The organism is Streptomyces sp. SID8374 (genome assembly GCF_009865135.1).
Taxonomy (GTDB): Bacteria; Actinomycetota; Actinomycetes; order Streptomycetales; family Streptomycetaceae; genus Streptomyces.
The window spans coordinates 322,910-335,354 of record NZ_WWGH01000001.1 but is presented as its reverse complement, the minus strand read 5'-3'; the positions used below and the strand labels follow the sequence as shown (position 1 = coordinate 335,354).

Genomic DNA, 12,445 nt, shown 5'->3' with positions numbered 1-12,445 from the left:
TTGCTTACGTTAGCCTTGCGGTCATGACGCGACGACTTGCTCAGGTTGCCAAGAAGGTTGGGGTCAGCGAGGCCACGGTGAGCCGGGTGCTCAACGGAAAGCCCGGGGTCTCCCGCACCACCCGGCAGTCCGTGCTCACGGCGCTGGACGTCCTCGGCTACGAGCGCCCCACCCAGCTGCGCGGCGAGCGGGCCCGGCTGGTCGGCCTCGTCCTGCCCGAGCTTCAGAACCCGATCTTCCCGGCCTTCGCCGAGGTGATCGGCGGCGCACTCGCCCAGCAGGGGCTGACCCCGGTCCTCTGCACCCAGACCAAGGGCGGCGTCTCGGAGGCCGACTACGTGGACCTCCTGCTCCAGCAGCAGGTCTCCGGGGTGGTCTTCGCCGGCGGGCTCTTCGCCCAGGCCGACGAGGCCCATGAGCACTACCACCGGCTCGCCGAGCGGCGCATCCCCGTCGTGCTCATCAACGCCCCCATAGAAGGACTCGACTTCCCCTGCGTCTCCTGCGACGACGCGGTCGCCATCGAACGCGCCTGGCGCCACCTGGCCTCCCTCGGGCACGAGCGCATCGGCGTGGTGATCGGCCCCTCCGACCATGTGCCCTCCCGCCGCAAGCTGGCGGCGGCCCGATCCGTCGCGGCGGCCACCGGAGGGCAGCTGCCCGAGGAGGACATCGAGAGGTCGATGTTCTCCCTGGAGGGCGGCCAGGCCGCCGCCTCCCGGCTGCTGGAGCGCGGGGTCACCGGCATCATCTGCGCCAGCGACCCCCTGGCACTGGGCGCCGTCCGGGCGGCCCGCAGGCGCGGCCTCGGAGTGCCCTCCGACGTCTCGGTCGTCGGCTTCGACGACTCGGCCTTCATGAGCTGCACCGAACCCCCGCTCACCACGATCCGCCAGCCCATCGAGGCGATGGGCCGGGCCGCCGTCGAACTGCTCTGCGCGGGCATCCAGGGCGGTGCGGTGCCGCCCGGCGAGCTGCTGTTCGAGCCGGAGCTGGTGGTCCGCGGTTCGACCGCGAAGGCACCCCGCTGAGGCGCGGCACAGCCGGATCGCCGACTTGTGCGTACAGTCGTCCGCTACTTGCGTAACATGAGGGAAATTCTGCGTTCATCCGGCGGGCCCGCTCCAGGCTCCGCGATCCGTCCTGTCGTCCCGCGTCCGGCACGATCGCGGTGCGGCAGGCGCTGCGGCAGAGTGGGCACCATGGACGACCTGAACGCACTCGCCGAGGAGCACCTGACCGCCGCCCGCACCTCCGCGCACGGCCGCAGCGCGCACCTCCTCATCCAGGAACCGCCCCTGCGCCAGACGGTGATCGCGCTCACCTCCGGCTCGGCCCTCGACGAACACAACGCCCCGCCCGCCGCCTCGCTCCTGGTCCTGCGCGGCACGGTCCGCCTCACCGCCGGCTCCGGCGACGCCGACCTCCCGGCCGGAACCCTGCACCCGATCCCACAGGAGCGGCACGGGCTGATGGCCCTCCAGGACGCGGTGGTCCTCCTCACGGCCGTCAACGACTGACGGCCGTCGGCGAGGACTCGCGGAACTCCCGGAAGCCGTAAGACCCGGACAGGTGTGTCCGGCCGGAGACGTGGCAGGAGAGGATCGAGGGAAGCCGGGGCGTCCGTCGGACGAGCACCCCGCCCGCCGCGTACGACCACGTCCCCGGAGAACCAGCTTGCCCACCCAGACCGCCGCAGCCGCGGAACGCACCGCCCCCGCCGCCGGGCGCACCCGCACGCCGCGCAACTGGCTGACCGCCCTGCGCCGCACCCCCGTGTCGCTGTGGAACGACGACATCACCGACTGGGCCGCCGCGCTCACCTACTACGCCATCCTCGCGCTGCTCCCGGCCCTCCTCGTCACCGTCTCCGTGATCGGCCTCGCCAACCCCGACGCGACCACCGCCCTCATCGCCGACATCACCGCCTTCGCCCCCGCCGAGTCGGGGGAGGCGCTGCGCCGCCCGCTGGAGGCGGCCACCGAGAAGCGCTCCGCCGTCTGGCTGCTCGTGGGGACCGGGTCCGTCAGCGCCGTGTGGTCCGCGTGCAGCTATCTCGCGGTCTTCCGCCGCGCGATGCACGCCATGCACGGCGTCCGGGACAACCGCCCGCCCCTGCGCCAGGCGCACATCATCGTCGTCTCCGCGATCGGCCTGCTCGTCCTCCTGATGACCAGCGCCTTCGCCCTCGTCCTGACCGGCCCCCTGGCCCGCTGGCTCGGCCGCCGCGTCGGCCTGCCGCACGAGGGCGAGACCCTGTGGGTGGTCCTGAAGTGGCCGGTGCTGCTCTGCCTCGTCGCCTGCCTGATCATGGTCCTCTTCAGCACCGGCCCCCGCTCCGCACGCGGTGTCCGCAGGGGCCTGCCCGGCGGGGTGCTGGCCGCCTTCCTCTGGCTCACCGCATCCGCTCTCTTCGCCCTCTACGCCACCCAGGTCGGCAGCTACAGCAGGCTCTACGGCTCCCTCGCCGGACTGGTGGTCTTCCTGATCTGGGTCTGGTTCGCCAACCTCTCCCTGCTCGCCGGTGCCCAGTTCAACGTGGAGCTGGACCGCCCGGAACCGGTGAAGGCACCGGACCCGGAGCCGAAGCCGAAGGAGGACCCCGCTACGGCCGCAGGATGAGGCGGACCGGGTCGCCCTCCTTGGTCTCCATCCGCCGCACCGCCACCGCCGCCTCCTCCAGCGGCAGTACGTCGGTGATCGACCGGGAGAAGTCCAGCCGCCCGCCCTCGGCGAGCCGGACGAGCTGCGCCACATGGTGCTCCTCGGAGCCGTAATGCCCCAGGATCCGGTGCTGGAGGTAGCTGAACCGGGTGGAGTGGGCGACCGTCAGCGGCTGGTCGCTCAGCCCCACCAGCACCAGGCGCCCCTTCGGTGCCAGCACGCTCAACGCCTGCTCCCGGACGGCGGGTACGCCCGCGAAGTCGAAGGCCGCCTCCAGGCCCGCGCCGCCCGTAGCCCCGAGGACCTGCTCCCGCAGCAGCGGGTCGCCGGAGTCCAGCGCCAGATCGGCCCCGAAGTGCAGGGCCCGGTCGCGGGCGGCGGGGGCCGGGTCCACCGCGATCACCGGGTACGCGCCCACCGCCCGCAGCAGCTGCACGGCGTGCGCCCCGAGCCCGCCCGCGCCCCAGACCGCGACGGCCTGCGCCGGGCGTACGTCACCGGTGACGGTCACCGCCGCCCAGGGGGTGGAGACCGCGTCCGGGATGATCGCCGCCTGGTCCAGGGGGAGCGTGAGGGGCAGGGCGACGAGGGTGGTGGCCGAGGCGACGGCGTACTCCGCCCAGCCGCCGTCGTAGTCGACCCCCCGCGTGTGCGTCCGGCCTCCGCGCCGCTCGCCCGCCTGGAGGACCACCCGCTGCCCGGGCGTCCAGCCGCCGACACCGGGCCCGAGCGCGTCGACGGTCCCGGCCACCTCATGGCCCAGGGTGACGGAGTCGCCCTCCGGATACATCGGCGTCAGCGTGCCGTCCACGAGATGCACATCGGAGAGACAGACCCCGGCCGCGCCCACCTTCACCAGCACCTCGCCCGGACCGGGCACCGGCTTCGCCACCTCCTCGACGGAGAGCGTGCGGGTGGGAAGGTGCAGGCGCACGGCGCGCATGCGGTCCATGGCGGGGTCCTTGTCGTGGCGGTGTGACGGTACGGCCCGGTCGCGGGCCACGGGACCCGGCCGGTCAGGCCTTCGAACGGTAACCGGCCACGATCGGCATCGTCTCGCGCAGCACCCGCACACTGTCGTTCGACGCGTCGCCGAGCCGGTGCCCCTGCCACTTCCCTTCCGCACTGGAGAACCGGCTGATGCGCTTGCAGTGGGTGCCGCACGAGGCCCGGTACGCCATGAGGGTGTAGTGCCGCCTGTCCTCGGTGATCCAGCCGGTGTTGTACGGGCGGGTGCGGCTCACGTTCATCGACCCGCCGGTGTCCGACGCCAGCGTCGTACGGTCGTGGGCCAGGCCCAGGTTGTGCCCGATCTCGTGGCTCGCCGAGTCCAGTTCGATCCCGTCGACCTCGACGACGGCGTACGCGTACTCATGGGTGGAGCTGTCGAGGGCGGGCGTGTAGTCCGCGGTGCCGCCGCCCCGCTCGGCCCGCTCCACGACGAGCGTCACCAGATCGGCGCCGTACCGCTCGCGCTGCTCGTGCACCTGGCGCCCGAGCCCCGACGTGTGGTCCTTCAGCAGGGCGTACGCGGCCCGGAACTCCTCCGAACCGTCGTAGCCCTTCGCCGTGTACGGGTGGACGACCCGGATGATCCCGCAGAGCCCGTCCGCCGCCAGCGAGCGGTTCATCCGGGTCGCGATCCGCTGGGCCGACGCCGGGACCCGGTGCTCGCCGCCCAGCCGCCGGGCGGCCTTGGGCGTGTGGACCACCAGCACATCCACGACAGGGCAGCGCACCGCTCCCGAAGCCGCCGCCGGAGCGGCCGGGGCGCTCGCCGACGTATCGGTGAGGAACGGGGCGGCGCAGAGGGAGGCGGCGAGGCCGACGGCCAGAGTCACTTTCAAGAGGGGTGCGCGCATGGGGAGTTGTCTCCATCCGGAGAGGGCGGGCGGAGGAAGGCCGCCCCAGATCACTGAACGTGTCCTCTTTCTAACACTGAGTGACCTCGACCGCTCGTCGCGCCGGATACCGGGTGGTACGAAGGTTGGTGCCGGGTCGAGGGGTGTGGCGGTGAGCAGGTGGGCAGGTACACGTGTACGAACTCGCACAAGCGGTACGGCAGTCGGTGGCAGAGGGGCGTGTGTGACGTGACGGAACAGAGCGAATGGCGGTTCTCCGACGACCGGGGTCAGCTGTCGACGGCGGTCCGGCGGCCCGAGCGGGTGCTCGCCTATGTCCAGGCCGGGGCGACACTGTGGGGCCTCGGCATACGGCCGCAGGGAATCTTCGGCTCCGACCACGACGGCCCCGAGCCCGACCGTGAGAAGACCGGCACGCTTCCGCTGGACGAGGTCGCGTACGTCGGCGCCGGGAGCGGGCTGGACGTGGAGCGGCTGCTGAGCGGACGGCCGGATCTGGTCGTCGCGGTGAGCTACGGCAACGGCCATGTGTACGGGCTGGCGCCGGAGACCGCCAAGCCGCTGGAGGAGCGGGTCCCGGTCGTCGTCATCGATGTGAGCCAGGCCCGGACGTTCCAGGAGATCGGCGACCGGTTCGCCGAGCTGGCCCGCTCGCTCGGCGCCGAGGCCCGCGCGGACGCCGACGCCGATCTCGACGCCGCCCGGGAGCGGCTGCGGGCTGTGGCCGCCGCCGGTTCGGCCGACACGCCCCGCGTGCTCGCCCTCTCCCCGGCCGGACCCGACCAGGCCCATGTCGCCCGCCCCAAGATGTGGCCCGAGCTGCGCGTCCTGACCGAACTCGGCGTCAACCTGGTGGAGCCGGCCCCCGGCCCCGGGGCCAACTGGTCCACCCTCGACCGGGCCGCGACCTTCGCGCTGCGCCCCGATGTGATCCTCACCGACATCCGCGCCCACGCCGCCCCCCTCGACGAGCTGGGCTGGGACGGCGGGGAGCCGGTCGTGCCGTGGAACCCGGAGCCCCTGTACGGCCCCCGCGACCACGCCCGCTTCCTCGGCCTGGTCGCGGACGCGCTGGGGGGCTAGGGCCTGTCCTAGGCGGTGGGGCTATTCCGTCGGGACCAGTCCGTCGGCCACGAGCCCGGCGAGGACCGCCTCGCCGAGCGCGTGCACGGCGGACTGGGGGCGGACCATCACGGTGAACTCCTTGATCCGCCCGTCCTCGGCGAGGTGGACCAGGTCGATGCCGTGGATCTCCTTGCCGTTCGCGGTCGCCCGGAAGAGCAGGACCGCGGCCGGGGCCTCGGCGCCGTCCACGCTGGTCTGCGCCGTGCCCGCGAACTCACCGACGTAGCGGAAGTCCTCGAAGGTGCGCAGCAGCACCCCGAAGAGTCCCAGCACCATGGGCCGGCCCTCGAACGGGGTGAACTTCACCGGGCTGTAGAGCCGGATGTCCTCGGTGAACAGATCGTCCAGGGCGCTGAGGTCGCGGGTGTCGACGGCCGTGCGGAAGCGGTCCACTGCGGTGGTCATGGCGTCTCCTCGAAGGCTGGTGCTCATGAAAGTGACTACTCATAAATATGAGTAGTCACTTTCATGACTATCATGGACCGCGTGCTCCTGGACAGGGGTGGGTGGACACGGGAGGGAGGCGGTCCGATGGCCCTGCGCCACGCCGTGCTGGCGGCGCTGCTGGACGAGGAACTGAGTGGATACCAGCTGGCCAAGGCCTTCGACATGGGCGTCGCCAACTTCTGGCACGCGATGCCCCAGCAGTTGTACGCCGAGCTGGCCAAGCTGGAGAAGGAGGGCCTGGTCGCCGGGCGTGAGGTCGTGCAGGACGCCCGGCCCAACAAGCGCCTGTTCCGGGTCACCGACGACGGTCTCGCCGAGCTGGAGCGGTTCGCGGCGGACGCCGCCAAGCCCTCGTTCATCCGGGACGACCTGCTCGTCAAGGTCCAGGCGGCCGACCATCTCGACGCCGGTGAGCTGATCGCCCGGCTCACCGAGCGGGCGGAGTTCGCCGAGGCCAAGGCCGCGCAGTTCGAGGCGCTGCTGAAGGGGATGCGCGGCGAGCGGCCGGAGGAGGAGTTCCTGCGGTACGGGGAGCGGATCGGCCCCTATCTGACCTGCCGCCGCGGGCTGGACTTCGAGCGTGCCAACCGCGACTGGTGCCGGGAGGTCGCCGAGGTCCTGCGGGCGCGGTCCGCCGGCTGACGGAAGCCGGCCTGACGGGCGCCTTCACAACTCTCCAAAAAATATTCTGCAAAAATACTTTGGGAAAGCGGGTGGGCCGCCCTACGCTGCTGCCATGACCAGCGAACCCACCCGCCGCGTACTCGATCCCGACCGCGACGGAGCCGCGCTCAAAGCCCTCACCCACCCCCTGCGGATCGAGTTGCTCGGGCTGCTGCGCCAGCACGGCCCGGCCACCGCCAGCGAGCTGGCCGCGCGGACGGGCGAGTCGTCGGCCTCCACCAGCTACCACCTGCGGGTGCTCGCCAAGTACGCGTTCGTCGCCGAGGCCGACCACCGCGACAGCCGGGAACGCCGCTGGAAGGCCGTGCACACCCTCACCTCGTGGAGCAACGAGGCCATGCACCGCGCCCCCGGCGGCCGGGCCGCGCTCAGCACGATCCGCCGCCGCCAGCTCGAACACCTGGAGCGGTCGCTGGTCCGGCACGAGGCCGACCTGGAGAGCGGCCGGATCGACAGCGCCTGGCAGGAGCCGTCAGGCCTGAGCGACGCTCTGCCCCGGCTGACCCCCGAGTCGCTGACCGAGCTGTGGGAGGCGGTCGCGGCCAAGACCGCCGAACTGGCCGCCCGCGACGCGGACGACCCCCGCGCCGAACAGGTCGTGGTCTTCACGGCCGGGCTTCCGCTGGCACCGGAGCCCGCCCCCGACACGGAGGGGGACGCCTCGTGAGCGGCAGAGCCGCAACCCCGCAGCCCGGCGGCGCCGCGCCGATACCGAGCCCGCCCGCTCCCGCCGGGCGCGGCCTCGACCCGCTGACCGCGCGCCGCCGGTTCGCCACGGTCTCGTTCCTCTTCTGGCTCCCCATCGGCATGTCCATCGCGACCGGGGTGCTCCTCTTCACCGACCGGGGCATGGGCCTCGCCGCCATCGCCGGGTTCTTCGCCGTGCACTCCCTCACGGCCGCCGCCATGGAGCTGCCCACCGGCGGCCTCTCCGACGTCATCGGCCGCCGCACCGTCCTGGCCACCGCCGGGCTGCTCAACTGCACCGCCTTCACCCTCTTCGGCCTCGCCGGAGCGGCCTGGGCCATCACGCTCGGCATGGCCCTGATGGGCTGCGCCCGCGCCCTCTCCAGCGGGCCCGCCGAGGCCTGGTACGTCGACACCGTCCACGCCCACGCGGGCCCCGGCGCCGACATCCGTACGGGACTGGCGCGCGGCAGCTCCGCCACGTCGGCCGCCCTCGCGCTCGGCACCCTGCTCGGCGGCGCGGTGCCCTGGCTGCTCGGCCTCGGCACCGGCGTGGGGGAGTGGCCGGCCGACGCGACCGGCGGGCTCGTCATCCCGCTCTCCGTGCCCGCGCTCCTCGGCGCGCTCGTCGAGATCGTCTTCGTGCTGTATGTGCTGAGCGCCCTGCCCGAACCGCCCCGGCCCCCGGCCACCCTGCGAGGCGTCGTCGGCGGTGTGCCCGCCGCCATCGGTGCCGGGCTCCGGCTCGGCGCCCGGGACGCCCTCATCCGGCGCATCCTGCTCACCGCGAGCGCCGCCGGGGCCGCGCTGGCCGCCGTCGAACTGCTCACCCCGGGCCGGGCCGCCGCCCTGACGGGGGCGGCCGAATCCGGCGCGCTGCTCTTCGCCGGGCTCGCCTGCGCCGGGTTCCTGTGCTCCGCCATCGGCAGCCAACTCGCCCCGCTCGCAGCCCGGTCGACCCGCAGCAGTGAGCGCGCGGTGCTGGCCGGCGGGGGAGTGGTCGCGCTCGGACTCACCCTGCTGGGTGTCACCACCGGCGCGACGAGCCCGCTCGCCACGGCGGCCGCCGTCACCGGCTACGGGCTGGTGTACCTGGGGCTCGGCGTCGCGGGCCCCAACACCAACGACCTGCTGCACCGCCGGGTCGACGCCTCGGGCCGCGCCACCGCCCTCTCCGTCCAGTCGCTCGCCCTCCAGCTGGTGGCCGCAGGGGCCGGACTGACCGCCGGGGCCCTGCCGCTCGGCCCGCTGCCCTGGCTGCTGGCCGCCGCCGTCGTGCTGGCCGTCGCCCTGCTCTGGGCGCGCCGGGACGACGGGCGCCCGCAGGGGGACCTGGCCCCCGCGCTGTCCGTTCCGGCCGGATCGGCGTCCGAACGGTGACCGGGCGGTGCCCGATGCCCGGGGTGGCTTCCGCCCGGGGGGCCGGATCGGGCTCAATGGGGGCACAGGCCGGGGCACCCCCACGTCACCGCAGTTGAGGAGATCCACCCCCATGCTCGACCACAGCGAACTGCTGGTCGTCGGCGAATGCGTCGCCGACATCGTCCGGGAGCCGGACCAGGAGGACCGGGTCCACCCCGGCGGCAGCCCCGCCAACGTCGCCTACGGCCTGGCCCGCCTCGGCCACCGCGCCACCCTCCTCACCCAGCTCGGCCCCGACCCGAACGGGCGGCTCATCCGGGACCACCTGGCCTCCGCCGGAGTCACCGTCCGTACCGACCACTCCGCGACCGCCACCCCGTCGGCCGTCGTTACCCTCGACGCGGCAGGGCAGGCCTCGTACGCGTTCGACATCGCCTGGACCCTCGCCCCGGTGCCCGTCGACCCCGCTCCGGGCCATGTGCACACCGGGTCGATCGGGGCGGTGGTGGAGCCGGGGGCGGCCACGGTCCTGGACATCGTGCGCGCCGCCCGGGCCACCGCGACCGTCAGCTACGACCCCAATGTGCGGCCCGCCCTCATGGGCGACCACGCGGCGGCCGTGGCCCGGGTCGAGGCGTGCGTCGCGCTGAGCGACCTGGTCAAGGCGAGCGACGAGGACCTGGCGTGGCTGTATCCGGGGGAGGGGCCGGAGAAGGTCGCCGCCCGCTGGCTGGAGCACGGGCCCGCCGCCGTCCTCGTCACCCGGGGCGGTGACGGGGCCCTGGCCGTGCTGCCCGGCGGGCGGATCACCGTGGAGGCCGCGCCGGTCGAGGTCGTGGACACCGTCGGCGCGGGCGACGCGTTCATGTCGGGCACCCTCCACGCGCTGGCCGCCCACGGGCTCCTCGGCGCCGGGGCCCGGGAGCGGCTGCACGCCGTGGACCGGGACACCCTCACCGACGTACTGCGCCACGCGGTTGCCTCCGCCGCTGTCACCGTCTCGCGGGCCGGAGCCAACCCGCCCGACGCGGCGGAGCTCAGGGAGGCGCTCGGTCGTGACGGAGCCCGGGGAGGCGCTCGTACGTAACTGACAAACCGTCATGACCCGTTCGGCCCAGTCGAACGCACCCTCGCCAGGCGTCCCGCCGTTCGTCAACCGTTCGCAGTATGACAACGGGATCGGGGCAGCGGGTGGCGAGCAGACGGGCAGTGGGCAGCGGGCCGGGGCCGCAGGCGCAGGAGCGCGCCTTAGCGGACGGTGGCGGCGGCCGCACGGCGGTGCTGGAGAGCGTGGCGGGCTGGGTGCCGGGCGAGCCGGTCCCCAACGACCGGCTCCCCGCCGCGTGGGGTGTCGACGACGCCTGGGTCCGCCGCCGTACGGGGATCGGCAGCCGGCACCGCGCCGGACCCGGGACCGCCACCGGGGACCTCGCCTACGAGGCGGCCTCCCGGCTGCTCGCGGGCTCCCCGGCGGCGGGACCCGTGGACGCGGTGGTCCTCGCCACCGCCACCCCCGACCACCTCTGCCCCGGCACCGCGCCCGCCCTCGCTTCCCGGCTCGGGCTCGGCACCGTACCGGCGCTGGACATCGCCGCCGTGTGCAGCGGCTTCGTCTACGGGCTCGCCCTGAGCCACGGGCTCGTCGCCTCCGGCCTCTACGGGCGCGTCCTGCTGGTCGGCGCCGACGTCTACTCGACCTGGCTGGACCCCGACGACCGCTCGGCCGGAGTCGTCTTCGGCGACGGGGCGGGCGCGGCTCTGGTGGCGGCCGGGCGGACCGGTGACCCCGGTGAACTGCTCGCCTTCGACCTGGGCAGCGACGGCACCGGCCACGACCTCATCACCGTCCCCGGCGGCGGGGCCCGCGCCCGGGCCGAGGGAAAACCGCCCGCGCTGACGGACGCGTACTTCCGGATGCAGGGCCAGACCGTCTACCAGCACGCCGTGGAGCGGATGACCGGCTCGTGCCGGGTGCTGCTGGAGCGGGTGGGCTGGGACCCGGCCGAGGTCGACCACTTCGTGCCGCACCAGGCCAACGCCCGGATCCTGCGCGCCGTCGCGGACCGGGTCGGCATCGGGCCGCAGCGCTGCGTCACCCATGTGGAGCGGGTCGGCAACACCGGCGCCGCCTCCATCCCCCTCGCCCTGGCCGACGCGGCGGGCCGGGGGGTGCTCCGGGGCGGGGACCGGGTGCTGCTCACCGCGTTCGGGGGCGGATTGACCTGGGGTTCGGCGGCACTTCGGTGGCCGGGGACCCCGCAGACCAACTCGACGGATTCTACGGAAGGAACACAGCATGTCGCAGTCCGCTGATCAGGGCACCGGAGCCGCCACCGGCACCGCCATCGCGGTGACGGGGGTCGGCCTGGTGACACCCGCAGGGGCTGACGAGCACAGCTTCTGGGAGGGGCTGTGCTCCGGGCACTCCACCGCCCGGCGACGGCCGGAACTGGCCGGTCTCCCGGTCGACTTCGCCTGCCCGGTCGACTCCGTCGACCTGGACGAGGCGGTGGGCGGCCGCTCGGTGTGGCGGATGGCCCGGTTCGTGAAGCTGGCCGTCGTCGCGGCCCGGCAGGCCGTCGCCGACGCCGGTCTCGACCCGGCGGTGTGGGACGGCGGCCGGGTCGGCGTGGTGCTGGGCGTCGGCGTCGGGGGCGTCTCCGTCCTGGTCGACAACGCCGCCAAGCTGGCCGCCTCGGGGCCCGAGGCGGTCTCGCCGCTGCTCGTCCCGATGATGATCCCCAACGCGGCGGCGGGCGAGGTCGCCATCGCCCTGAAGGCGGGCGGCCCGTCCCTCGCGCCCGCCACCGCCTGCGCCTCCGGGGCCACCGCGATCGCCGTCGCCCGCGATCTGCTGCTCGGCGGGAGCTGCGACGTGGTGGTGGCCGGGGGCGCCGAGTCGGTGCTCACCCCGCTGGTGGTGACCGCGTTCGCCCGGATGGGCGCGCTCTCCACCCGTACCGCCGATCCGGCGGCAGCATCCCGGCCGTTCGCCGCCGACCGGGACGGGTTCGTGATCGGCGAGGGCGCCGCCATGCTCGTCCTGGAGCGCGAGGAGGCGGCCCGGGCCCGGGGCGGCCGGGCCCGCGCCCTGCTCACCGGGGCCGGCTCCAGCACGGACGCCCACCACCCCACCGCCCCGGCCCCCGACGGGCGCGGCGCCCAGCGCGCGGTGCAGGCCGCCCTCGACCAGGCGGGCTGGGCGGCCGACGAGGTCGACCACATCAACGCCCACGGCACCTCCACCCCCCTCAACGACGCCATGGAGACCACCCTCATCTCCCGGCTCTTCCCGCACCGCCCCTCGGTCACCGCACCCAAGGGCGTCGTCGGCCACACCCTCGCGGCGGCGGGCGCGATCGAGGCGGTCGCCACGGTCCTGACGCTGGAACGTTCCCTCATCCCGCCGATCGCCAACCTGGACGCCCTCCCCGACGCCTTCCCCCTCGACTGCGTGGTGAAGGAACCCCGCCACCAGCGGGTGGAGCGCGCGGTGAGCCACTCCTTCGGCTTCGGCGGGCACAACGTGGCGCTCGCCTTCCAACGCACCTGACCCCGCAGGGCCGTTCGGGAACGGCGGGGGGTGTCCTCGCCGTTCCTTGATCGTTACTCTG

13 protein-coding genes are annotated in these 12,445 nt (G+C 74.1%); 10 read left to right on the top strand and 3 right to left on the bottom strand.

Annotation, left to right across the window (positions count from 1 at the left end):
* Nucleotides 1-23: 23 nt before the first annotated feature.
* The 3 genes from GTY67_RS01425 to GTY67_RS01415 all read left to right on the top strand — a co-directional run bounded on the left by GTY67_RS01425 (nucleotide 24) and on the right by GTY67_RS01415 (nucleotide 2,622).
* Nucleotides 24-1,031, top strand: a complete 1,008-nt coding sequence (locus tag GTY67_RS01425; protein WP_161277502.1) for a LacI family DNA-binding transcriptional regulator — start codon at nucleotides 24-26, stop codon at nucleotides 1,029-1,031.
* Between the two features lie 171 nt (nucleotides 1,032-1,202).
* Nucleotides 1,203-1,520, top strand: a complete 318-nt coding sequence (locus GTY67_RS01420) for a cupin (protein ID WP_161277501.1) — start codon at nucleotides 1,203-1,205, stop codon at nucleotides 1,518-1,520.
* A gap of 157 nt (nucleotides 1,521-1,677) precedes the next feature.
* Nucleotides 1,678-2,622 carry a YihY/virulence factor BrkB family protein gene (locus GTY67_RS01415; protein ID WP_161277500.1) on the top strand — a complete coding sequence of 315 codons (945 nt, stop codon included), beginning with the start codon at nucleotides 1,678-1,680 and terminating at the stop codon, nucleotides 2,620-2,622.
* Here GTY67_RS01415 and GTY67_RS01410 read toward each other — a convergent pair.
* Together GTY67_RS01410 and GTY67_RS01405 are read right to left on the bottom strand one after the other, a co-directional pair.
* A complete protein-coding gene (locus GTY67_RS01410; RefSeq protein WP_161277499.1) occupies nucleotides 2,606-3,616 on the bottom strand; it encodes a zinc-binding dehydrogenase in 1,011 nt (336 codons plus the stop codon). The two genes, GTY67_RS01415 and GTY67_RS01410, sit on opposite strands and share 17 nt — an antisense overlap.
* Before the next feature lie 64 nt (nucleotides 3,617-3,680).
* The gene (locus GTY67_RS01405) at nucleotides 3,681-4,526 is read right to left on the bottom strand and encodes a M12 family metallo-peptidase (protein ID WP_161277498.1); all 846 of its coding nucleotides are present in this window, start codon (nucleotides 4,524-4,526) and stop codon (nucleotides 3,681-3,683) included.
* 228 nt (nucleotides 4,527-4,754) lie between these two features.
* On the opposite strand from GTY67_RS01405, the gene GTY67_RS01400 reads away from it, so the two are divergent.
* Nucleotides 4,755-5,609 (top strand): ABC transporter substrate-binding protein, encoded by an 855-nt coding sequence (locus tag GTY67_RS01400; RefSeq protein ID WP_161277497.1) that lies wholly within the window; start codon nucleotides 4,755-4,757, stop codon nucleotides 5,607-5,609.
* A gap of 21 nt (nucleotides 5,610-5,630) precedes the next feature.
* Here GTY67_RS01400 and GTY67_RS01395 read toward each other — a convergent pair whose 3' ends face one another.
* Nucleotides 5,631-6,056, bottom strand: coding sequence for a nuclear transport factor 2 family protein (locus GTY67_RS01395; RefSeq protein ID WP_161277496.1), 426 nt, complete (start codon nucleotides 6,054-6,056; stop codon nucleotides 5,631-5,633).
* 126 nt (nucleotides 6,057-6,182) lie between these two features.
* On the opposite strand from GTY67_RS01395, the gene GTY67_RS01390 reads away from it, so the two are divergent.
* From GTY67_RS01390 to GTY67_RS01365, 6 genes are all read left to right on the top strand, one after another.
* Entirely contained in the window at nucleotides 6,183-6,740 is a 558-nt protein-coding gene (locus GTY67_RS01390) for a PadR family transcriptional regulator (protein ID WP_161277495.1), read from the top strand.
* Nucleotides 6,741-6,834: 94 nt separating this feature from the next.
* Nucleotides 6,835-7,449, top strand: coding sequence for a helix-turn-helix domain-containing protein (locus GTY67_RS01385; protein ID WP_093694261.1), 615 nt, complete (start codon nucleotides 6,835-6,837; stop codon nucleotides 7,447-7,449).
* A gap of 41 nt (nucleotides 7,450-7,490) precedes the next feature.
* Entirely contained in the window at nucleotides 7,491-8,849 is a 1,359-nt protein-coding gene (locus tag GTY67_RS01380) for an MFS transporter (protein ID WP_161279923.1), read from the top strand.
* Between the two features lie 112 nt (nucleotides 8,850-8,961).
* On the top strand, nucleotides 8,962-9,918 hold the full coding sequence (locus GTY67_RS01375; RefSeq protein ID WP_093694262.1) for a carbohydrate kinase: 957 nt from the start codon (nucleotides 8,962-8,964) through the stop codon (nucleotides 9,916-9,918).
* Nucleotides 9,919-10,109: 191 nt separating this feature from the next.
* Nucleotides 10,110-11,144 (top strand): beta-ketoacyl-ACP synthase 3, encoded by a 1,035-nt coding sequence (locus GTY67_RS01370; RefSeq protein WP_093694263.1) that lies wholly within the window; start codon nucleotides 10,110-10,112, stop codon nucleotides 11,142-11,144.
* On the top strand, nucleotides 11,128-12,384 hold the full coding sequence (locus GTY67_RS01365) for a beta-ketoacyl-[acyl-carrier-protein] synthase family protein (protein WP_093694264.1): 1,257 nt from the start codon (nucleotides 11,128-11,130) through the stop codon (nucleotides 12,382-12,384). The genes GTY67_RS01370 and GTY67_RS01365 overlap by 17 nt, the downstream gene beginning before the upstream one ends.
* Nucleotides 12,385-12,445 lie beyond the last annotated feature (61 nt).